Source organism: Streptomyces sp. NPDC043908 (assembly GCF_056435525.1).
Window position 1 is genome coordinate 745,417 of record NZ_JBWKEI010000001.1, and the last position, 21,030, is coordinate 766,446.

The following is a 21,030-nucleotide window of genomic DNA, read 5'->3' on the forward strand; positions in this document are numbered from 1 at the left end:
CGGTGGCCAGTGGGGCCACTGGGACGACATGTCTCACGGGGAGAACATCATGCGTCCGCGTGCCTTCGGCATGCCTCTTCGGCATGCCCGTACGACAGCGAGAAGATCGCTGATCGCATCCGTCGCCGTTCTGGGTATCGGCGCGTCCGCGCTGCCCGCGGTGGCCGCCGGGCCGACACCCGCACCGGTCTCGGTGTGGGGGCAGAGCAAGGCGCGGGCCACCATGCCCGCGGTGAAGGTGGGGGCCAACAAGCCCCCCAAGAACCAGCGCAAGGCGGTACCCGATCCCGGCAAGCGCCAGTGGGAGGTCCGGGAGAAGGCCAGGCTGCGGGGTGAGCCGCAGGCCTCGCCCACGGCGGGCGCCACCTCCTCCTCCACGATGGTCTACGTCCCCACGGGGCAGGGTGACGTGCCCTGGCACCAGATCTTCGACTTCCGCATCACCGACGCACTCGTGGGGCGCATCGACTACTCGACCGGCAACCTGATGCTGGCCGCCACCGACTTCGACATCGCGGGCGTGGGCGACTCCCTCCAGCTCACCCGCACCTACAACTCCTTCGACGGGCCCTACGGCGAGGTCGACGGCCCCTGGTGGACCGGGTACGAGCGCCGGCTCCAGACCTCGTTCACCGACGAGGTGATCTGGTACGACTCCTCCGGTGCGACCGTGGAGTTCACGAAGAACGCCGACGGGACGCTCGCCACCCCGGACGGTTACGACAAGGACCTCAAGAAGAACGGCGACGGCACCTACACCCTCACCGACCGCAAGTCCGGCTCCCAGGACACCTACGGAGCCGACGGCACCCTGACCAAGGTCACCGACCGCAACAAGGGGACCATCACCGTCACCGCCAACAAGGACGCGGACGGCCGCCCCGCCGGGTTCAAGCTGGCCGAGACGCGCTCCGGGCGCACCATCGACCTCGTCCGGACCAGCGCCACGCTGTGGACCGCGAAGGACAACAGCGGCCGGACGGTGCGCTACGAGACCGACGCCACCAGTGGCCACCTCATACGGTCCTGGGACCCGGAGGACAACTCCACCACCTACGGTTACGACGAGGACGGGCGTCTGATCAAGGTGACGACGCCCGAGTCCCGGGCGATGGTATTCACCTACGACTCCGCCAACCGCGTCACCTCGATGCGCCGCTTCGTCGAACTCGGCGGCTCCGGCGGCGACGCCCCCACGTACACGTACTCCTACGACGCGACCAGCCGTCTGGCGGCGGGCACCACGACCGTGACCGACCCGCTGCTGCACACCACGAAGTTCCAGCACAACGGCGATGCCGAGGTCACGAAGGTCATCGACGCGCTCGGCCACGAGCGGTCCAAGACGTACAAGGGTCATCTGACGCAGACCGCGACGGACGCGATGGGGGTCGGCAGCGAGGGCGGCAACGTCACCACCTACGGCTGGGACACCCGCGGCAACCCCACCTCGGCCAAGCTGCCCACGGGCGCCACCTCGACGGTGGCCGGTTGGTCGACGAAGGCCGGCCGGGACGTGCCCGCCACGGCCACCTCGGCCGACGGTGAGAAGACGGACTACGCGTACGACGCCGCCGGCAACACCACCTCCGTGGCGCAGAGCGGCACCGGCGGCGGCTCGGCGACCATCGACTACAACCCCGCCACCCCCACCTGCGGCGGCTTCCAGGGCCAGCGCTGCAAGACCACCACCAAGATGAGCGGCACCCAGAACTCGGTGACGTCGTTCCACTACGACGCCCTGGGCAACCTGGACGCGGTGACCCCGCCCGCGCAGATCGGCAAGGTGACCTACCGCTACGACGCGCTGGGCCGGGTCACCAGCTCCAAAGACGGCCGGGGCGTCACCACGCTCTACACCTATGACAACCGCGACCGGGTCACCAAGGTCGACACCGGCAGCTACGACACCGTCGTGTACGTCTACGACGGCGACGGCAACCTGACCTCGCGCACCGACCGCACCGGGGTCCAGACCTACCAGTTCGACGCGCTGTCCCGGGAGACGATCCGGACCCTGCCCGACGGGTCGCAGACGGTCCTGGCGTACACCGCCGACGGCAACGTCGACACCTACACCGACCCCTCGGGCGTCGTCGACTACACCTGGGACGCTGCCAACCGGCTGACGGAGCTGAAGGACCAGGCGGGCCGCAGGACGACCTACGGGTACAACAACAACGACGCCCGGACCAGCACCACCTATCCCGGCAACACCGTGCAGAGCGTGGACGTGGACAAGTCGGGTCGGCCCACCACCATCAAGACGACCTCGCCCAAGGGCACCCTCACCCATCTGACCTACACCTATGGCTACGGCACCGGGGGCGCAACCGACGGCTCGAAGATCCGCACCGCGACGGACGTCCTGGCCGGGCTGAAGACGTCCTACACCTATGACGTGGCGGGCCGCTTCTCCTACGCCAAGGAGGAGAAGGGCAGCACCCTCAACGCCTCCTGGCAGTACTGTTACGACCTCGCCGGCAACCTGACCTCGCAGGGCGTCGACCCGGGCTGCCCGCGCGGCACCACCTACACCGTGAACGACGCCCAGCAGATCACCGGCAAGAACGGCTCCACCATCAACTGGTCCTACGACAAGGCCGGCAACGAGACCGCCGGTGCCGCCACCCCGGAGTCCACCCGCACCGCCGAGCAGTGGTCGGACTACTCGCAGCTGAAGTCGATCGCCGTCGCCGGCACGACCTACGCCGGGCAGTACGCCTCGACCGACCAGTCCGAGCGCACCAAGCTGGGCCAAACCCTCTTCCACAACGGACCGTTGGGCCTGTCGGCGGAGACGACCGGCGGCGTCGACACGGGATTCAACCGGGAGCCCGGGGGCACCCTGAACTCCATGACGACCGGGGGCAAGGCCTACTACTACCTGACCGACGCGCTCGGTTCGGTGATCGGCCTGGCCGACCAGTCCGGCGCCAAGGTCAACACCTACACCTACAGCCCGCGCGGCGTCTCGCGCAGCACGGTGGAGGCGGCGCCGCAGCCCTACCGCTTCGCCGGCGGTCACCAGGACCCGACCGGTCTCTACCACCTCGGTGCCCGCTACTACGACCCGAACATCGGCCGCTTCACCCAGCCCGACCCGTCCGGCCAGGAGAAGAACCCCTACCTGTACGCGGAGGGCGACCCGGTCAACCGGATCGACCCGCGCGGACTGCTCTCCCTCGACCTCGGCATCGAGGCCTGCGACGTGCTGTGCCTGGGCGGGGGCGTCAGCGTCAACGAGGACGGCAGTGTCCACCCCTACCTCTCCGTGGGCGTCGGATCTCCCGGTGCCAGCGCCGACGCGAGCCTCGCCTCGGGCAGCGCCGACAGCGGCCTGACCGGCGAGGTGGCCTGCGGCTTCGGTCCCGCGGAGCTGTCCGTCGCCACGGACGGCTCGGAGGGCGTGGGCACCGGCGGCAGCACCGGAAAGTGCTCGGCGAGCGCGAAGTACACGTTCTGAAGAAGTAGGCAGACGTAAGAAGTACACGTTCTGAACAGGAGAGTGACGCGATGAACGACCTGGTGACGCTGGCTCAGGGCAACCGGCCGGACGGCCCGTCCTGGTTCCCCTACGCCTTCGTGGCGGTGGCGGTACTCGTCGCGATCTTCCTGGCCGTCCGTATGCGGAACAAGCGCCGCTGAACACCGGGTGGGCGGCCCCGTCGGGGCCGCCCACCCTCATCTTCCCTCCTCCTCACCCCTCGCTCATCCCTCCTCCCTCCTTCTGACTCCGGAACGGTGTGCCGATGCACATACTCGTGGGACTCTTCCTGCTGGCCCTGGGGCTCGTCTTCGCCCTGTTCGCCCCCCGTCTGGCCACCACCGGCGGCACCCGGAGCGCGAAGCGAACCTTCACCGCGTCCAACGTGGCGGCCTTCCGCCTCATCGGCGCCCTGATCGCCGTGGCGGGACTGCTGTACGCGGTCGGGGTCATCGGCTGAGGGTGCTGCGCGGCCGTGCCTGCCGTATCGGAAGGGGTGGGACGGTGGCGTCCCGCCCGCAGGGCCGATGAGTTGCTGGAACACCTCAAGCACCTTGGCCTTCGCGGCCAGGTCGTCCTCGGGCCGACGTAGGGCCTTCGCCGCTCAGACGCGACTGATCTTGGGGAAGGCCTTGTCCGTCTCGACGTAGTACTTGCGGACCAGCGGGCCGAATCCGTCCTGCGCATCGCCGAGGATCATGGCTTTGATGATCCGAACGCTCTTCGCGTCATCGAACGTCCCCACCTTCTTCTCGGTTTCCCCGAGGACCAGCGGTTGCCACATCCTCCGGGACTCCGCCGTGGCGCTGACGTCCGGGTCGAAGCCGAGATAGTAGCGGCGTCCAGAGAGCTCCTGCCCGACGGCCAGGAAGACGATCACGTGAAAGCCGGTGGTGAACTTGCTCGCGCTCCCACCCACGTGTTCGGTCGGGCCGTTGACGAAGACGGCACGACCAGCCTTCACCGCTTCCTCGATAGCGGCCCACTTGCCCTCGATCTCGAACGGCGTCGACAGGTCCGAGGGCACATACAGCCCTGTTTCAGGGCTCAACAGCGCGCCTACCCTTCGAGCCCGCCCTTGGCAATCACTGTCGATCATCCTCGTGAACATGGAGTCGACCGGAATCTGCAACCAGCACGTGAGGCGATCTCGGGCGGAACCCGTCGTCGCGTCCACCGCCTGCGAGATCCGATCCCTGATGTCCTGGACCGTCGGTGTGGTCTGGTCGGCAGCGTTTACGTATGCCTGCTCGATCATGAAGATCCCCCCTGCTCGACTCCCCTCGTTCCACTATGGCGTACGGAACGTGCCGCGGGTAGAGCGGAGAGTGAAGGGCGGAAGGCAACCGGGCTGAGCACACTGCGGTTGCCAGAGGCCGACCCTCTGAAGGGCCGTCATAGCGCACCCTCGGCCGGCGCAGGGGCGACACCTCGCCGCCGTACATCGAACGATGCAGCGCAAGATCGTTCAGAGGGCTGACGGGCAGCCCACCTCGCCCTTCCTAAGGTGAGACTGACCCCCGTTTCCCCGCACCCACGCAAGCGTGGTGTGCCTCTGCCAGACAAGGAGTCCAGCAGTGAGCCCTGCCTCCAAGAACCTCACCGAAGGATCTGTGACCCTGCTCATCGGCCTGGCCTTGAAGCTGTTCACCGATGGAGTCGAGATCCCGGTCTTCACCCTCACCAAGGTGGGGGTGGTCATGATGGTCATCGGCGGCGGTCTGCTACTCATGGGTCTCGTCCAGGCAGCGAGGACGACCGGCAAGTCGACGGAATAGTCGTGAGCCTTGGCGGCCGCAGGACGGGGTGCGGGTCCCAGCACGAGGTGGGCGGGCTCGGCGTCGAACTTGCGGTGGGTGCCGGAGCCGTGCACGTCTTCGCGGGCCGGCGAGGGCGTGTGCGGAAGCGGCCGGCTGCCGGGAACGCGGCCGGTCCCCTGCTCGGAGAGTGCCCTGAGGGACGCGGTGGCCCGACGGCGAGAACGCGGCATCCCTGGCAGGTCCACATCAGGCATTCCCTATCCTCCCCGTATGAAGAATCGTCTGCGCCTGCTGCGGCTGCTGGCTGCCACGCTGATCGGGGTGCTTCTGCACGCCCTGCTCGGCGTGCCCGCCACGGCGGCCGTGCCACCGCTGCCCAACACCTCGAAGTCGGCCGGCCAGCAGTGGCAGCTGTTTTCGCTCGCCACCGCCAAGTACGTCTCGGTGGAGGCGGCCGGCGGCGACGAGCTCCACGCGCGGGCAGGCACCCCCGGTGTCACCGAGCAGTTCACCTTGCACACCGACAACACGGCCAAGGGAGCGACGGTCTCCATGCGGTCGCAGGCCAACGGCCGGTACGTGACGGCGGAGTTCGGCGCCGGAGCCGAGGGCCGCTACGGCAAACTGCGGGCCCGCACCGACGGCCCTCCCGCCGGGTGGGAGAAGCTGGAACTCGTGCCACAGCCGCAGGCGGGCGCCGATGTGTACGCCCTGCGCTACCACGACGGCTCCCAGGAGCGCTATGTGAAGGCCGATGCCTCGGCGAATGGCGACGGGCTGCTCCAGGCCCGTGCCTCGGCGGTGGCCTCGTGGGAGCTCTTCCGTCTGGTGGCCGTCGCCGCTCCCGCCGAACCCTCGCCGCCGCCGGCCGTGCCCCTGCGCGCGATCAAGGCACTGACCTGGAATGTGTGCGCTGACAACAACAACGCCTGCGGCTTCTATCACACGGCGGCGGGCCCGTTGGCGGACCAGATCGTGGCCCGGGCGAAGACGGCGGGACACCCCGATGTGATCATGCTTGAAGAGTTCTGCGAGAAATTCGCCAAGCCGGTGGAGCTGGCGCTGGAGACGCAGCTCGGCGGCGGCTGGGACGTACGGTTCGCGCCCGTCCAGTACGAGGTGCCCGGCACGAAGGTCAAGGCGCAGAAGAACTGCCGACCGGACGCCTCGGGAGCGGACCGGGGAGCGTACGGCGTGGCGCTGGCCGTGCCGGAGGAGAACACCTGGTACCGGGCAGTCGAACTGCCTTCCCCGCCGGGCGCCGAACAGCGCGCCGCACTGTGCGCCACGGTGGTCTCCTGGGCGGCCGAGGTGTGCGCCGCGCACTTCAGCACGGGCGGCCCCGGCTATGACGACCCCGACCGCACCTTCCAGCCCCAGCAGGCACAAACCCTGCGCCAGGCGGCATCCCTGCCCGGCTACCGCCCGCTGCTCGGCGGTGATTTGAACGCCGCGCCCGCAACAGGCGTACCGGCCACGCTGTACGACGCCTATGAGGAGTGCGACGCGCACTCGGCGACACCGAACCGGCCGACGGCGGGCAGCAGCAAGATCGATTACCTGTTCGGCGGGGGCAGTTGGACCGGCTGCGGTGTCGCGGCGGATACCGGTTCCTCCGACCACCGGGCGATGTGGGGCACGCTCACGTTTTCCTGAAGGCGCGGATCACAGCCGCCCTGCGTGCCCCCGGGCGCCGCCTCCCACGTGCCGCCCCCGCGCTCTCGGCCGGACGCGCTGGGGCGGGCGTGCAAACGGAGCAGGCGTTTAATCGGATGTGCGCGCGGCGCGGGGCTGTTAGGTTCGTTGTGTGCCGAAGCTGAATCAGATCATCGCAGTCGAAAAGGGTGTCAAGTCCAAGGCTCTCCAGGAGCTCACCCAAGCTCACCAGGACGTGCAGAAGCCCGCCCTGCTGGCCGGTATCTCCCGGACCTACCAGCCCAAGGACGAGGAGGGCGAGCAGCTGCCGCCCGAGTCCACGCGGGTGCAGATCAAGGCTGAGGACGCTCTGCGGGCGACCGCCGGGACGCTGACGCGGCTCTTCGACGTGACCGCGACGAAGGACTGGGCGAACCGGTCCGCGGCCGCGGACGTGGTGGTCGACGGTGCGGTGCTGTTGCCTCAGGTGCCCGTCCCGTACCTGTTGTTCCTGGAGAAGCAACTCACCGACCTGCACACCTTCGTGCGCAAGCTGCCGGTTCTCGACGCCTCGGAGTCGTGGAACCTGGACCCCTCGACGGACTCGTGGAAGACGGACCCGGTCCGGACCATCCGTACGAAGAAGGTTCCGCGCAACCACGTGAAGGCCGAGGCCACGGAGAAGCACCCGGCGCAGGTCGAGGTGTACTACGAGGACGTTCCGGTCGGTTACTGGACCACGGTGAAGTTCTCCGGCGCGCTGCCCGCCCGGCGGGTCAACGAGCTCCTCGACCGCGTCGAGAAGCTCCAGCAGGCCGTCAAGTTCGCCCGCGAGGAGGCGAACAACACGGAGGTCACCGACCAGCGGGTCGGCGACGCCGTATTCGGCTACCTCTTCCGGTAGCCCCACACACGCCCTCCGTCGCGAGCGGAGGGTGCGCGATGAGCGCAAGCTGAAACTGATGTTGAAGCTGATGAAGGGGTGTCAGTTGGGGGTTCGAATCCCTCCCTCCGCACTGCGCGCGGGGGTGGCCCAAGCCTGGCAGAGGCGGCCCCATGAAACTCAGATTCTCGCTCCAGTCTCAGTATTCGCCGCCGAACACCGGATCGACCGAGCGTGGGCGAACATCGACGGATGGGGGTTCAAGTCCCCCCGGCGCCTCTTTCGTGGCGCTGTAGTTCAAAGGCAGAACACGTCGATCTCAACATGACCCGCGGTTCTTAAACGCCGTCGGTGTGCGCAAATGGGTGGCAAGCTGGAGCCCGGGAGCTGGACATGCTCCCGGGCTCCGTCACGTTCCGGCCCGCAGCTTGTGCGGTGACCGGGAAGGGTGACCGGGTTAGGTGGTCAGGCTGCGGTGGGGCGGGGAATGATCGTCCTTCCGTGACACGTGGTCGATGAGGAAGGCGGCCAGGTCCCGCCGTGCGGGCCGGGACTGCCACAGGGGGCTCCTTTGTGTGCCTCGCGGCCCGGTGAAGGCGCAGGCCTGACCGGTTGTGCGCTGTCGTGCCATTTCCTGGGCGTAGGAGGGCAACGAGGGCGGTCGGGTCGCTCGTAGCTTGAAGCAGTGCCGAGCCGCGGGTGCGGCGGGCACGCTGCCGATGGTTGCGAAAGGACCTCTCATGTTTGACATCAACACCGTTCATGCTGCGCCCAGTTCGGACCTGCTCACGCCCGACAACGCGGTCATGCTGTTCGTCGACCACCAGCCGCAGATGTTCTTCGGCACCGGCAGCGGCGACCGTGCCGCGATCATCAACAGCACCGTGGGCCTTGCCAAGGCCGCTCAGGCCTTTGCCGTACCGACAGTTCTGACCACGGTCGCCGCCGAGTCGTTCTCCGGCCCCCTGCTGCCGCAGCTCACCGAGGTGTTCCCCCAGCACGAGGTCATCGACCGGACCACCATGAACGCCTGGGAGGACGAGGCGCTCGTCGCGGCGGTCAAGGCGACCGGGCGCAAGAAGATCATCCTGTCGGGTCTGTGGACCGAGGTCTGCCTGGTGCTGCCCGCGCTCTCGGCGCTGGAGCAGGGGTATGAGGTGTACGTCGTGAGCGACGCCTCCGGCGGCGTCAGCCCGGCCGCCCACGAGCACGCCCTACAGCGGATGATCGCCGCCGGTGCGGTGCCCGTGACCTGGGTCCAGGTCCTTCTGGAGCTGCAGCGCGACTGGGCGCGGCAGGAGTCGTACGGCGCGGTCATGGAGATCGTCAAGGCCCACGCCGGTGCGTACGGCCTGGGCGTCGTGTACGCACAGAGCGTCATCGGCGCGCACGCGGCCGGCTGACCCCTGTGGACACCGGCATTCTGATCCTGCGTCTGCTGGTGGGGCTGCTCGTCGCCGGCCACGGTGTGCAGAAGGTCAGCTCACACCTGGGCGGCAAGGGACTGGCGGGCGGTACCGAGGAGTTCCGCGCCGACGGTTTCCGCGGCGGTGCCCTCACCGCCCTGGCGGCGGGTTGTGGTCAGATCGGCTCGGGCCTGCTGCTCGCCGCCGGCCTGCTGACCCCGCTCGCCGCGACCGGCGTCAGCGGGGTCATGACGGTCGCGCTCACCGTGAAATGGCGCCACGGGCTCTGGGTGCAGAACGACGGATACGAGTACCCGCTCGTCCTCATCGGCACCGCCACCGCCCTCGCCGCCACCGGCCCCGGCGCCTGGTCCCTGGACTCGGCCCTCGGTCTCACGCCCTACCCGCTGTGGTGGGCCGCCCTCGCGCTCGTGGCCGGTCTCGGCAGCGGACTCCTCACGCGGCTCGTCCTGCACCAGCAGGCCCCGGCGGCCTCGGCTGCCCCGCACGTCGCCGCCGGCAGGTGATGAGCGCGCGCCAAACGCTCAACACCTGCCGCGCTGAACCGGTTCGGCCGCCCGTGTACCTCCGGCCGGGCGGCCGGACCTTCCCCCTCTCTTCCTCCTCAGGAGCACTCGATGGACACCCTCACGCCCCCGTCCGGCGGCGGCCAACCGCTGCTGCATCAGAAGGGTGCCGAGACCCAGGCGTTCGGCACGCTCAAGCAGTTGCCGATCGGCCTCGGCCACGACACCCGCATGTACGGCTGCCAGCGGCTGAACCGCGTCCTTGCCGACACGCAGATCCTCTACTCGCTCTACAAGAAGCACCACTGGCTCATGCGCGGGGCGACCTTCTACTCGCTCCACCTGATGCTGGACAAGCATGCGGAGGCGCAACTGGCCATCGTGGACGCGTTGGCCGAGCGGGTCCAGAGTCTGGGCGGCGTCGCCGTCGGGGACCCGCGCCATGTCGCGGAGCTGACGGCGATCCCCCGTCCGCCGGACGGCGTCGAGCCGGTGCCCGTCATGCTGTCGCGGCTCCTCGACGCGCACGAGCGGATCCTGATCGACTCCCGGGACGCCGCCGCCCGGCTCTCCGCAGAGGGCGACGAGGGCAGCGCCGACCTTCTCGTCTCGGATGTCGTCCGCACCGGCGAGGCGCAGGTGTGGTTCCTGGCCGAGCACCTCGTGGACACGCCTTTGGTGCGCGGCTGACGGACACGTACGACGTCCACGTGGTCGGGGGCGGACCGGCCGACGAGGCCGACGCCGAGCTGAACCTTCGACCGCACCCCCTCTTGTCCAGCCCCAGAAGGAGAACCCCCTCATGAAGAACCGTCCGGTCCTCGAACCCGCCGCCCAGGCCTTCGCCGAGGCGACCGCTCAGCCGCCCTACCTCTACCAGATCCCCGTCGCCGAGGGCCGCAAGGCCGTGGACGACGTCCAGAGCGGCGCGGGTGTTTCCCTGCCCGCCGTGGATGAGGAGTGGATCACCGTCCACGGTGGCGCCGCCGGGGACGTCCGTGCCCGGATCGTGCGCCCGAGCGGCGCCACCGGACCCCTTCCCGTCATCCTCTACATCCACGGCGCCGGCTGGGTCTTCGGCAGCGCCCACACCCACGACCGGCTTGTCCGCGAACTCGCCGTCGGCAGCCGGGCGGCCGTGGTGTTCCCCGAGTACGACCTCTCGCCCGAGGCGCGCTATCCCGTCGCGATCGAGCAGAACTACAGCGTCGCCCAGTGGGTCGCCCGCGAGGGCCACCACAAGGACCTCGACGGCACGCGGATCGCCGTCGCGGGTGACTCGGTCGGCGGCAACATGAGCGCCGCCCTCACCCTCATGGCCAAGCAGCGCGGCGATGTCACGCTCGTCCAGCAGGTCCTCTTCTACCCGGTCACGGACGCGCGCTTCGACACCGACTCGTATCACCGGTTCGGTGAGGGCTACTTCCTGCGCCGCGACGCCATGAAGTGGTTCTGGGACCAGTACACGACCGACGACGCCGAGCGCGCCCAGATCACCGCCTCCCCGCTGCGCGCCTCCCTCGGCCAGCTCACCGGTCTGCCGCCGGCCCTGCTCATCACCGCCGAAGCCGACGTCCTGTGCGACGAGGGCGAGGCGTACGCGGCGAAGCTCCGCGAGGCCGGCGTACCCGTCACCGCCCTGCGCGTGCAGGGTGTCATCCACGACTTCGTGATGCTGAACGCCCTGCGTGAGACGCAGGGCGCGGAACTCGCCATCGGTGTCGCCACCGCCACCCTGCGCAAGGCCTTCGCATGAGCGGGTTGTCAACGAGCATGCCGGTGGCGGGACTTGTCCCTGCTCCGCAGAGGCAGCCCGGGCACGCCGACCTCTTGGTGCGCAACGCCAAAGTGTTCACCGGTGACCCGGACCGTCCCGAGGCTCGTGCCGTCGCCATCCGCGACGGCCGGGTCGCGGCCCTCGGTGACGACCATGACCTCGCCCACCTCGTCGGGCCGGGGACGAAGGTCGTCGACGCCCTCGGCCGCCGGGTGATCCCCGGCCTGAACGACTCGCACCTGCATGTCATCCGGGGCGGCCTGAACTACGTCCTGGAGCTGCGCTGGGACGGCGTACGAACCCTGCGGCACGCCCTGGCGATGCTGCGCGAGCAGGCCGGCCGCACCCCCAAGGGCCAGTGGATCCGGGTGGTGGGCGGCTGGACCGCCGAGCAGTTCGCCGAGCGCAGGATGCCGACCGTCGCCGAGCTGAACGCCGCCGCCCCCGACACCCCGGTCTTCGTCCTGCATCTGTACCAGGCGGCGCTGATGAACCGGGCCGCGGTGCGGGCAGCCGGTTTCACGCGCGACACCCCCGACCCCCGCGGCGGACAGATCGTCCGGGGGCGGGACGGCGAACCCAACGGCGTCCTGCTCGCCGCTCCCAGCGCTCTGGTCCTGTACTCGACCCTGGCCAAGGCACCGGCTCTCGACGAGGCCGACAAGCGGACATCGACACGTCACTTCCTTCGTGAGCTGAACCGTTTCGGTCTGACGTCCGCGGTCGACGCCGCCGGCGGGTTCCAGAACTTCCCCGACAACTACGCCACGGTCGTCGACCTCGCCAGGTCGGGGGAGCTGACCCTGCGGATCGCCTACCACCTCTTTCCTCAGACGGCCGGGCAGGAACTCGCCGACCTGAAGCGCTGGACCGAGATGGTCAAGCCGGGGGACGGGGACGAATGGCTCCGCCTCAACGGCGCGGGCGAGAACCTGACCTGGGCGGCCGCCGACTTCGAGAACTTCTCCGAGCCCCGTCCCGCGCTCGCGGAGGGGTACGAGGCCGAGTTCGAGAAGGCGGTCCGGCTGCTGATGGAGAACGGCTGGGGCTTTCGGCTCCACGCCACATACGACGAGACGATCCGCCGCGACCTGGCCGTCTTCGAGAAGGTCGCGGCCGAAGGGCTGTTCCCCGGCGGCAACCGCTGGCTCTTCGATCACGCCGAGACCGTCTCCACCGACAGCCTCGACCGGATCGCCGCCCTCGGCGGCGCCGTCTCGGTCCAGAACCGGATGTCCTTCCAGGGCGCCGCGTTCCTCGACCGCTACGGCGCCGAGGCCACCGCCCACACCCCGCCGGTCCGGGCCATGCTCGACCGGGGCCTGACCGTCGCGGCCGGAACCGACGCCACCCGCGTCTCCTCGTACAACCCGTGGGTGGCACTCCACTGGCTCGTGACCGGGCGCACCGTCGGCGGCACGGCGCTCTACCCGGCCGGGAACCTGATCGACCGGGAGACCGCCCTCGGTCTGTACACCCGTGGCGGAGCGCAGCTCACGGGCGAGCAGGACGTCAAGGGAACCCTGCGCGAGGGCTGCTACGGCGACCTCGCGATCCTGTCCGACGACTACCTCACCGTGCCCGAGGACGTCATCCCCGGCATCGAGTCCGTGCTCACCGTCGTCGGCGGCCGGATCGTCTGGGCGAGTGCGGAGTACGAGGGGCTCGACGAGGCCGTCCCGCCGGTCAGCCCGCAGTGGAGCCCGGTGGCCCACTTCGGCGGCTACCAGAGCGGCGCCCTCCAGGCATCGGCCGTGGCCGAGGCCGTCGCCGAATCCGAGCAGCACCGCCGCTGGCGCGTGGCGCGCGGCTCCGCTCCCGAGACGACGCCGTCCTTCGTCGACCCCTGCTTCGATCACTGAAAGAGAGATCCACCCGATGACCGCAGCCTCCCCCGCAGCCGAAGGCGGCGACAGCCCGGCGTCACCGCCGGACGCTGTCCCGGGGCGCCGTTTCGAGCCGGACCTCCGGTCGATGACCCGGATCACCCTGCGCCCCATCGCCTCACCCATGCCGCTCGGCTTCTTCACGATCGCCATCGCTTCCGTGATGACGGGCTGTCTCCAGCTCGGGTTCTTCGACGAGGCGGCGCGCCCCGCCGTCGCCTACACCGTCCTGCCGGCCTTCGTCCTTCAGCTCCTGGTGAGCGTCCTCGCCTTCGGCGCTCGGGACGTGATCGCGGCGACGCTGATGGCGGTGTTCGCCGGCAGCTGGCTGCCCTACTCGCTCGTCATGCTCACCGGTGCGGACGACGGCCTTCAGGTCCTGGGCGTGTTCAACCTGGCGCTCCTGTGCTTCGGGGCGCTGATGACCGCCGTGACCCGGCCCAAGCGCGCGCTGTGGTTCGTCCTCGCGGTCTCCCTGCCCCGCTGGGCGGCCACCGGCCTCGCGGGCATCACGGGCGCCGAGTGGCTGACCCGCACGTCGGGTGCGCTGGGCCTCCTGGTGGCGCTCGTCGCGATGTACACGGCGTTCGCCCTGATGCTGGAGGACATGCGCAGCGAGCAGGTCCTGCCCATCGGCCGCAGCGGCCCCGCCCACCTCGCGGTCGAAGGCGACCTGGGCGTCCAACTGCGCAACCTCGAACGCCAGGCGGGCGTACGCCGCACGCTGTGACCGCACCCACCACCACCGCACACAGTGACAGCAACCGTGACGGCACAGGAATACCCCTGGCACCGCAGGTGCCGGACCGGCCCGAGGGGCACCGTGCCCGCTTCGGTCTCTGACACACCCCACAACCCCTTCCCCAACCTGAGGAGTTCCCGCATGTCCCGACACGACCATCCCACCGTCGTCCTGGTCCACGGCGCCTTCGCCGACGCCTCCAGCTTCGCCCGCGTCATCCCCGAACTCAGCGCCGCCGGCCTGGAGGTGGTGGCCCCGGCGGTGCCCAACCGCGGCCTCGTCGACGACGCCGCGTACATCGCCTCGGTGATCCGTGCCATCGACGGCCCCGTGATCCTGGTGGGGCACTCCTACGGCGGCGCCGTCATCACCCTCGCCGGGACGCAGGACAATGTCCGTGCACTGGTGTACGTGGCGGGATACGCGCTGGAGGAGGGCGAGAGCCTGGGTGAGCTGCAGGGCCGCTTCCCCGACTCCGGCCTCGCCGACGCGCTCGTCTACACCCCGTTCCCGGTGGCCGGCTCCGCGGAGACGGGGACCGACGTCTCGGTGGCGGTCGACCGGTTCCCCGCCCTGTTCGCCGCGGACGTCGACCCCGGCCTGGCCGCGGTGCTCGCCGTCTCGCAGCGCCCCCTGGCCGTACGCGCCTTCACCGAGGCGGCGCCCGTCGCCGCGTGGAAGACCAAGCCCTCGTGGGGTCTGGTGGCCTCCCGCGACCACACGATCAACCCCGATGTGGAGCGCTACGGCTACGAGCGCGCCGGCATGACCACCGTCGAAGTCGACTCCTCCCACCTGGTCATGCTTGCCCACCCCAAGGCCGTGGTGGAGCTGATCCAGGACGCGATCCGGTCCACCGCCCCGGGGCCGGATCAGGCCGACTAGAACGATTAGTCGATATTGTTCGAGCGCTGGTAGCTTCTGATCGCCCCCGAGAGCCTCGGCGGGCGATCGGAGGAGATCCACCCATGAGGTTCGGCGCGAGGACCGCGCTCGCCGTCATCGCCGTTGCCGCCCTTGCCGCCGCCTGTGCCGTTCCCCAGGACAGCGCCTCGCGGTCACACCCCACCGCGGATTGCGGCCCGTACGCCCGGTACGGCAAGCACCCCGCCACCAAGGTCACCGTCTACGCGGAGAACCGGGACCGCGAGGCCGACCTGTTCGAAGAGACCTGGGCGGACTTCGCGCACTGCACGGGAATCGACGTCCAGTACGAGGGGGACGGAGAGTTCGAGACCCAGATCCAGCTTCGGGTCGAGGCCGGCAGCGCGCCCGACATGGCGTTCTTCCCTCAGCCCGGCCTCCTGCAACGCTTCGCGCGGGCGGGCAGGCTCAAGCCCGCGAGCGCCGGTGTCGCGACCCTCGCCAAGCAGGGCTGGTCGGCCGACTGGAACAGCTACGCGACCGTGGACGGCACCCTCTACGGCACGCCGCTGATCGCGAACGTGAAGTCGTTCGTCTGGTACTCCCCGAAGTTCTTCCGGGATCGGGGACTGAGCGTTCCCCGCACGTGGTCCGAGCTGATGGCGGTCACGGAGAAGGTCGCCGCCTCGGGTGTCAAACCGTGGTGCGCGGGAGTGGAGTCCGCCGAGGCGACCGGCTGGCCCGTGACGGACTGGATCGAGGACGTCCTGCTGCGCCAGCAGGGCACCCACGTCTACGACCAGTGGGTCACCCACAGGATTCCCTTCAACGACCCGCGGGTGATCCGGGCCATGGACACCGTGGGATCCCTCCTCAAGAACGACCGCTACGCCAACGGCGGCTTCGGCCCGGCCCGGTCGGTGGCGTCGATCTCCTATCAGGAGGCCGGCACGCCGATCCTCTCCGGCGACTGCGCGATGCACCGCCAGGCCTCCTTCTACGCCGATCTGTGGCCGAAGGGAACGACGATCGGACCGGACAAGGACGTCTACGCCTTCCTCCTGCCCGGGGCCGAGCCGGGCGCCCATCCCGTACTGGGCGGCGGGGTGTTCACCGCGGCGTTCGCCGACCGCCCCGAAGTGCGGGCGTTCCAGGAGTATCTGGCCTCCGCGGACTTCGCGAACGCCCGCATGAGGAAGGGCCCCTTCGTCTCGGCGAACAGGGGCGTGGATCCGGCGAACGCCGCGACCCCGGTCGACAGGCTCTCGATCCGGCTGCTCCAGGACCCCAGGACCCAGTTCAGGTTCGACGGTTCGGACCTGATGCCCGCGTCCGTCGGCGCCGGGACGTTCTGGAAGGGAGCCGTCGACTGGATCGGAGGCGCCCCCACCCGGCAGGTCGCCGACTCCATCGAACGGTCCTGGCCGAGCCGCTGATGTCGTTCGACGCCGTAGCCCAGCAGCACAAGCTGCTGTACCTGCTCCAGGGCATCGCCGCCTTCGCGGCGGTGGTCTGCCTGATCCTGCTGGCGCTGGACCGGAGGCCGGTACGCAGGAGGTCCGCGGCCCTGATCCTGCTGACCCCCGCGCTGCTGCTGCTCATGGCCGGTCTGCTGCTGCCCGCCCTGCGCACCGTGCTGCTGTCCTTCACCGACCGTGGGGGAGAGGCGTGGGCCGGGTGGGACAACTACCGGTGGCTGCTCACCGACCCCCGGGCGCTGGTGGCGCTGCGCAACACCGTGGCGTGGGCGGTGCTCGTGCCGCTGACGGCGACGGCGGTCGGTCTCCTGTACGCGGCGGCCGTCGTGCGGTCGCGGTTCAGGGCGTTCGCGCTGTCGCTCCTGCTGATGCCGATGGCGATCTCCTTCGTCGGCGCGGGCGTCATCTGGAAGTTCGTCTACGCCTACCGCCCCGCGCAGGACGGACAGATCGGGCTGCTGAACCAGCTCGTCGTCGCGTTCGGCGGCGAACCGCGGCAATGGCTCGCCGACTCGCCCTGGAACGTCCTGTTCCTCATCGTGGCGATGGTGTGGACGCAGGCGGGCTTCGCGGCCGTCCTGCTGGCCGGTGCGATCAGGGCCGTTCCCGCCGAGCTGATCGAGGCGGCCCGACTCGACGGTGCCTGCGCCCGGCAGGTCTTCTGGCGCATCACCATGCCGTCGATCAGACCCACGCTGACCGTCGTGGTGCTCGCCCAGGCGATCGGCGCCTTCAAGGCCTTCGACATCGTGAAGACCATGACCGGCGGACAGTTCGACACGGACGTCATCGCCCACGACATGTACGACCAGGCCTTCCGCTACGGGGAAACGGGCCACGGGGCGGCGCTTGCCGTACTCCTCTTCGTCCTCGTCACCCCCTTCGTCGCCCACCAGGTCCGGGCGCGGCGGGGGAGAGGGTGAACGGTGTGCGGGAGCGTCTGGCCTCCCGCGCCTTCACGCTGCTCGCCGTGGTGATTGCCGTCCTGTGGACGACACCGACGCTCGCTCTCCTGCTCTCCTCGTTCCGCCCCGAGCAGGAGATCAAGACGACGGGCTGGTGGACCGTGTTCGGTGCGCCCCACCTCACGCTCGACAACTACGGCGAGGTGCTGTCCGGCGGCGCCAACGGATCGGGGCGCCTGGCGGAGTACTTCGTCAACTCCGTCGTCATCGCCCTGCCCTCGGTGCTGTTCCCGCTCGTGGTGGCCTTCTTCGCGGCCTACGCCCTGGCCTGGATCGACTTCAGGGGGCGCGACGCGCTCGTCGTCGGCATCTTCGCGCTCCAGGCCGTGCCGCTCCAGATGGCGCTCGTCCCTCTTCTGAAGCTCTTCTCCCAGGGCTGGCTGTTCCTGCCCGCGTGGCACCTCACCGGTCCCGCGCGGTTTGCTCAGGTCTGGTTCGCCCACACGGCCTTCGCGCTGCCGTTCGCGGTGTTCCTCCTGCACAACTTCCTCGCCGCACTGCCCAGGGACCTGATCGAGGCCGCCCGGGTCGACGGCGCCTCGCACGGAACGCTGCTGCTGCGGATCGTGCTGCCGCTGAGCCGCCCGGCCCTGGTGTCCTTCGCCCTCATCCAGTTCCTCTGGGTGTGGAACGACCTCCTGGTGGCACTGACCCTGTCGGGAGGCACGGCCGAGACCGCTCCCATGACGGTCAGGGTGGCGAGCCTGGCCGGGACGTACGGCAACGAGTGGCAGCGGCTCACCGCGGGAGCTTTCGTTGCGGCGCTCGTCCCGCTGCTCGTCTTCTTCGCCCTGCAGCGCCACTTCGCACGGGGACTGCTCGCCGGATCGGTCAAGGGATGAGAGCCGACCGGACCGAGGCGGAACGCGGGGCGGCGCCCGCGAACGCACGGGTGAGCCGGCCCGGGCTGCGGGGCCGCGAAGCCGAACTGGAAAAGCTGCGCGCCCTGGTCGAGGCGGTGCGCCGCGGCGGGACGGGAGCGATCGCGCTCCTGCTGGGCGAGCCCGGCATCGGCAAGACCGTACTCCTGCGGGAAGCCGTCTCGCTGGCCCGGGACCAGGGATTCGCCGTCAGCCATGGACGCGCCGAGGAACTGCACGAACTGGCACCGCTGGCCTCCCTGGCCTCGGGCCTGCTGCACGGCGAGACGCCGCTGCTCGCCCGCGGGGACTTCGCCGACCTCGCCGTCCACCACGACCAGCGCATCTGGCTCGTCGAACGGCTGGCCCAGCTGATCGAGGAGCGCGCGGCGGCCACGCCCGTACTGATCGCCGTCGACGATGTCCAATGGGCCGACCCGCTGAGCCGGTTCGCCCTGAGCCTCCTGCCGGCCCGGCTGCTCGGCTCCCCGGTCCTGTGGCTGCTCACGGGCAGGCAGGACCCGCACCTGTACGGGCAGGGCCCGCGGGCGACGACCCTCGCTCTGCGGCCGCTGTCCGAGACGGCCCTGGCCGAGCTGGCACGCGACGTCCTGGGCGCGCAGGTGCCGGCGCGGGTCGCGGAGCTCCTCGGCGGGGCGGGCGGCAACCCCTTCCTCGCGACCGAGATGCTCTCGGGCATAGCGGCGCAGGGCGGGGACGGCCCGGACATGCCCGAGCGCCTGGTCCTGGGCGTGCGCGGCCGACTGGCCGATCTGCGGCCGGACACCCTGCACTTCCTGCGGATCGGCTCGGTACTGGGCCGCGCGTTCTCGCTCGCGGACGCCGCCGCCCTGTGCGCCCGGCCCGCCTCCGCACTCGGTGCCGCAGTGGAGGAGGCGATCGCCGCGGCGCTCCTGCACGATGACGGCGAACGCCTCCTGTTCCGCCACGACCTGCTCCGGGAGGCCGTGTACGCCGACCTCGCCCCCTCCGTACGCCGGGCGCTGCACCGGGAGGCCGCACGCCGGCTCGTCGCGGCGGGCCGGAGCTCCATCGACGCTGTCCCCCATCTGCTGAAGAGCGCCGACCCTGGTGACACGGAGGCGGTCGCGCTGCTCGGCACGGCCGCCACGGACGTGATCGCCGTCATGCCCGACCTCGCCGCCGACCTGTCGCTGCGGGCCCTGGAACTCGTACCACCCCGTGCGCCCATGCTGTTCGACGTGGGCGAGCGGGCCATTGTCGCGCTGACCCGCGCGGGCCGGTACACGCAGGCACGGGAGACCGGCGAAGCGCTGCTCGCCCGGCAGCCGTCCCTGGACGTCTTCGCCCGCCTGCAATGCGTCCTGGGCGACGCGCTGTGGCACCTCGACGACATCCACGAGCTGACCCGCCGCTCGACGGCGGCGCTGGCAGCCGTCACCGACCCGGTGACCCGGGCCCGGCTCACCGCCCGGCAGGCCCTGGCCCGCTCCCGCGGCCGCGACCTGGAGGCCGCGCGCGAGAGCGGCGAAGAGGCGCTCGCCGAGGCGGAGCGGACCGGTGACCGCGAGGCCCGCGTCCTCGCGCTGTGGGGTCTCGGCGAGATCGCCCTCAACGCGGGCGACTGCGCCGCCGCCGTCCAACACCACACGGCGCTGAGCGTGTTGGACACGGCCTTCCTTCCCGAGGAGGCCGTCGCACGGATCCACCTGGACGACTTCGCCACCGTGGCGCGACTGCTCCGGACGGCGGACGACGCTCCCCCGCGCCCCGCCATGCTGATCTGGGCCCAGGCGACCCTGAACATGGGACTGGGCCGGCTCGACGACGCGGACGCCGACTTCATCACCGCCGAACGGCTCGAAGCGGACCTCCACGTGCCCGGCAACCTGGTCAACATCCGCGTCAACCGCGGTCTCCTCGCGTTGCTGCGCGGTGACCGCGAAGCCGCGCGGGAACACCTGGATGTCGTGCGAGCGACCGTGGCCGACCGGCCGAACACGGGCAACCACGCCACGCACCAGTACTTCGAGGCCGTCATCGCCGACGCCGACGGCGACCACACGGCCGCGGCCGAACGGATCCGCTCCGCGCAACGGGACCACCCCTTCCTGCGGTGGCGGCTCCTGCGCCCTCACGTCGCCCAGGCCGTGCGCATCGCCCTGAACGGCAGGGACCGGAAGCTGGCCGAGGACCTCGCGGCCCAGGCCGGCGAACACGCCGCCCGCAACCCCACCGTGCCGACCGCCCGGGGAACGGCCGCCCACGCCGCCGCCCTGGTCAGCGCCGACCACCACCTCCTGGAGCGTGCGGTCCGCATCCTCTCCACCGGCCCCCGGCCCCTGCTGCTCGCCGCCGCGTCCGCCGACCTCGGGCGCGCACTGCTGACCGTGGGCGACGCCGCCGCGACACCTGCCCTGACCAGGGCGTACGACCTCTACGCCCAGGCGGGGGCCGACGCCGAGGCGGACCGGGTCCGGACCGATCCGGACCGGGCCACAAGCCGCCCCAGCAGGCGCACCGGACGCCTGCGGCCACGCGCCGACCAGGGCTGGGAGGCACTCACGGCCTCCGAACGCAAGGTGGCCCGGCTGATCGCCGCCGGTCACACCAACCGGTCGGCCGCGCAGGCCCTCGTCGTCTCCCCGCACACCGTCAACACCCATCTGGCGTCGATCTTCCGCAAGCTCGCGGTGCGCTCCCGGGTCCACCTGGCCCGGATCGTCCTCGCGGAAGACGACACCGCGACAGCCACCGGCGGCTGAGCAACCTCTGCGC

General features: G+C 70.4%; 18 protein-coding genes. 17 read left to right on the forward strand and 1 reads right to left on the reverse strand.

The features are described from left to right. Positions 1–49: 49 nt before the first annotated feature. The 3 genes from AC069K_RS03480 (at position 50) to AC069K_RS03490 (ending at position 3,947) form a co-directional block, all read left to right on the forward strand. The gene (locus AC069K_RS03480) at positions 50–3,466 is read left to right on the forward strand and encodes an RHS repeat-associated core domain-containing protein (RefSeq protein WP_478611707.1); all 3,417 of its coding nucleotides are present in this window, start codon (positions 50–52) and stop codon (positions 3,464–3,466) included. A gap of 50 nt (positions 3,467–3,516) precedes the next feature. Continuing rightward, positions 3,517–3,648 carry a hypothetical protein gene (locus AC069K_RS03485; RefSeq protein ID WP_358835152.1) on the forward strand — a complete coding sequence of 44 codons (132 nt, stop codon included), beginning with the start codon at positions 3,517–3,519 and terminating at the stop codon, positions 3,646–3,648. Positions 3,649–3,752: 104 nt separating this feature from the next. Continuing rightward, positions 3,753–3,947, forward strand: coding sequence for a hypothetical protein (locus AC069K_RS03490; RefSeq protein WP_365111017.1), 195 nt, complete (start codon positions 3,753–3,755; stop codon positions 3,945–3,947). A gap of 144 nt (positions 3,948–4,091) precedes the next feature. On the opposite strand, the gene AC069K_RS03495 is transcribed toward AC069K_RS03490, so the two are convergent. After that, positions 4,092–4,745, reverse strand: a complete 654-nt coding sequence (locus tag AC069K_RS03495) for a hypothetical protein (protein ID WP_478611711.1) — start codon at positions 4,743–4,745, stop codon at positions 4,092–4,094. Positions 4,746–5,064: 319 nt separating this feature from the next. Here AC069K_RS03495 and AC069K_RS03500 point away from each other — a divergent pair, with 319 nt between their 5' ends. The 14 genes from AC069K_RS03500 to AC069K_RS03565 all read left to right on the forward strand — a co-directional run bounded on the left by AC069K_RS03500 (position 5,065) and on the right by AC069K_RS03565 (position 21,017). Further along, positions 5,065–5,265, forward strand: coding sequence for a DUF5708 family protein (locus AC069K_RS03500; RefSeq protein ID WP_478611713.1), 201 nt, complete (start codon positions 5,065–5,067; stop codon positions 5,263–5,265). 252 nt (positions 5,266–5,517) lie between these two features. After that, on the forward strand, positions 5,518–6,903 hold the full coding sequence (locus AC069K_RS03505; RefSeq protein WP_478611715.1) for an endonuclease/exonuclease/phosphatase family protein: 1,386 nt from the start codon (positions 5,518–5,520) through the stop codon (positions 6,901–6,903). A gap of 151 nt (positions 6,904–7,054) precedes the next feature. Then, positions 7,055–7,786 carry a DUF7873 family protein gene (locus AC069K_RS03510; protein ID WP_358835555.1) on the forward strand — a complete coding sequence of 244 codons (732 nt, stop codon included), beginning with the start codon at positions 7,055–7,057 and terminating at the stop codon, positions 7,784–7,786. Between the two features lie 719 nt (positions 7,787–8,505). Then, complete coding sequence (locus AC069K_RS03515; RefSeq protein ID WP_478611717.1) at positions 8,506–9,168, forward strand: hydrolase; 663 nt, start codon at positions 8,506–8,508, stop codon at positions 9,166–9,168. 5 nt (positions 9,169–9,173) lie between these two features. Beyond that, positions 9,174–9,698 carry a DoxX family protein gene (locus AC069K_RS03520; protein WP_478611719.1) on the forward strand — a complete coding sequence of 175 codons (525 nt, stop codon included), beginning with the start codon at positions 9,174–9,176 and terminating at the stop codon, positions 9,696–9,698. A 111-nt stretch (positions 9,699–9,809) separates the two neighbouring features. Next, positions 9,810–10,388, forward strand: coding sequence for a Dps family protein (locus tag AC069K_RS03525; RefSeq protein ID WP_478611721.1), 579 nt, complete (start codon positions 9,810–9,812; stop codon positions 10,386–10,388). A gap of 112 nt (positions 10,389–10,500) precedes the next feature. Next, positions 10,501–11,454 carry an alpha/beta hydrolase gene (locus AC069K_RS03530; RefSeq protein ID WP_478611723.1) on the forward strand — a complete coding sequence of 318 codons (954 nt, stop codon included), beginning with the start codon at positions 10,501–10,503 and terminating at the stop codon, positions 11,452–11,454. Continuing rightward, positions 11,451–13,337 (forward strand): amidohydrolase, encoded by a 1,887-nt coding sequence (locus tag AC069K_RS03535; RefSeq protein ID WP_478611725.1) that lies wholly within the window; start codon positions 11,451–11,453, stop codon positions 13,335–13,337. Before AC069K_RS03530 ends, AC069K_RS03535 begins: the two co-directional genes overlap by 4 nt. A 16-nt stretch (positions 13,338–13,353) precedes the next feature. Continuing rightward, positions 13,354–14,091, forward strand: coding sequence for a GPR1/FUN34/YaaH family transporter (locus tag AC069K_RS03540; protein ID WP_365110995.1), 738 nt, complete (start codon positions 13,354–13,356; stop codon positions 14,089–14,091). A 153-nt stretch (positions 14,092–14,244) separates the two neighbouring features. Beyond that, entirely contained in the window at positions 14,245–14,988 is a 744-nt protein-coding gene (locus AC069K_RS03545) for an alpha/beta fold hydrolase (protein WP_478611728.1), read from the forward strand. An 83-nt stretch (positions 14,989–15,071) separates the two neighbouring features. Next, complete coding sequence (locus AC069K_RS03550; RefSeq protein WP_478611730.1) at positions 15,072–16,403, forward strand: ABC transporter substrate-binding protein; 1,332 nt, start codon at positions 15,072–15,074, stop codon at positions 16,401–16,403. After that, positions 16,403–17,368, forward strand: coding sequence for a carbohydrate ABC transporter permease (locus AC069K_RS03555; RefSeq protein ID WP_478611732.1), 966 nt, complete (start codon positions 16,403–16,405; stop codon positions 17,366–17,368). Before AC069K_RS03550 ends, AC069K_RS03555 begins: the two co-directional genes overlap by 1 nt. Before the next feature lie 5 nt (positions 17,369–17,373). Further along, positions 17,374–18,252, forward strand: coding sequence for a carbohydrate ABC transporter permease (locus tag AC069K_RS03560; RefSeq protein WP_478611734.1), 879 nt, complete (start codon positions 17,374–17,376; stop codon positions 18,250–18,252). Continuing rightward, positions 18,249–21,017, forward strand: a complete 2,769-nt coding sequence (locus AC069K_RS03565) for an ATP-binding protein (RefSeq protein WP_478611736.1) — start codon at positions 18,249–18,251, stop codon at positions 21,015–21,017. The genes AC069K_RS03560 and AC069K_RS03565 overlap by 4 nt, the downstream gene beginning before the upstream one ends. Positions 21,018–21,030 lie beyond the last annotated feature (13 nt).

What these genes read in the sequence shown, in the direction of transcription:
- AC069K_RS03545 (WP_478611728.1), top strand. Translation starts at nt 14,245, where the DNA reads ATGTCCCGACACGACCATCCCACCGTCGTCCTGGTCCACGGCGCCTTC.
- AC069K_RS03495 (WP_478611711.1), bottom strand. Translation starts at nt 4,745, where the DNA reads ATGATCGAGCAGGCATACGTAAACGCTGCCGACCAGACCACACCGACG.
- AC069K_RS03515 (WP_478611717.1), top strand. Translation starts at nt 8,506, where the DNA reads ATGTTTGACATCAACACCGTTCATGCTGCGCCCAGTTCGGACCTGCTC.
- AC069K_RS03565 (WP_478611736.1), top strand. Translation starts at nt 18,249, where the DNA reads ATGAGAGCCGACCGGACCGAGGCGGAACGCGGGGCGGCGCCCGCGAAC.
- AC069K_RS03530 (WP_478611723.1), top strand. Translation starts at nt 10,501, where the DNA reads ATGAAGAACCGTCCGGTCCTCGAACCCGCCGCCCAGGCCTTCGCCGAG.
- AC069K_RS03555 (WP_478611732.1), top strand. Translation starts at nt 16,403, where the DNA reads ATGTCGTTCGACGCCGTAGCCCAGCAGCACAAGCTGCTGTACCTGCTC.
- AC069K_RS03535 (WP_478611725.1), top strand. Translation starts at nt 11,451, where the DNA reads ATGAGCGGGTTGTCAACGAGCATGCCGGTGGCGGGACTTGTCCCTGCT.
- AC069K_RS03505 (WP_478611715.1), top strand. Translation starts at nt 5,518, where the DNA reads ATGAAGAATCGTCTGCGCCTGCTGCGGCTGCTGGCTGCCACGCTGATC.
- AC069K_RS03485 (WP_358835152.1), top strand. Translation starts at nt 3,517, where the DNA reads ATGAACGACCTGGTGACGCTGGCTCAGGGCAACCGGCCGGACGGCCCG.
- AC069K_RS03480 (WP_478611707.1), top strand. Translation starts at nt 50, where the DNA reads ATGCGTCCGCGTGCCTTCGGCATGCCTCTTCGGCATGCCCGTACGACA.
- AC069K_RS03490 (WP_365111017.1), top strand. Translation starts at nt 3,753, where the DNA reads ATGCACATACTCGTGGGACTCTTCCTGCTGGCCCTGGGGCTCGTCTTC.
- AC069K_RS03550 (WP_478611730.1), top strand. Translation starts at nt 15,072, where the DNA reads ATGAGGTTCGGCGCGAGGACCGCGCTCGCCGTCATCGCCGTTGCCGCC.
- AC069K_RS03540 (WP_365110995.1), top strand. Translation starts at nt 13,354, where the DNA reads ATGACCGCAGCCTCCCCCGCAGCCGAAGGCGGCGACAGCCCGGCGTCA.
- AC069K_RS03525 (WP_478611721.1), top strand. Translation starts at nt 9,810, where the DNA reads ATGGACACCCTCACGCCCCCGTCCGGCGGCGGCCAACCGCTGCTGCAT.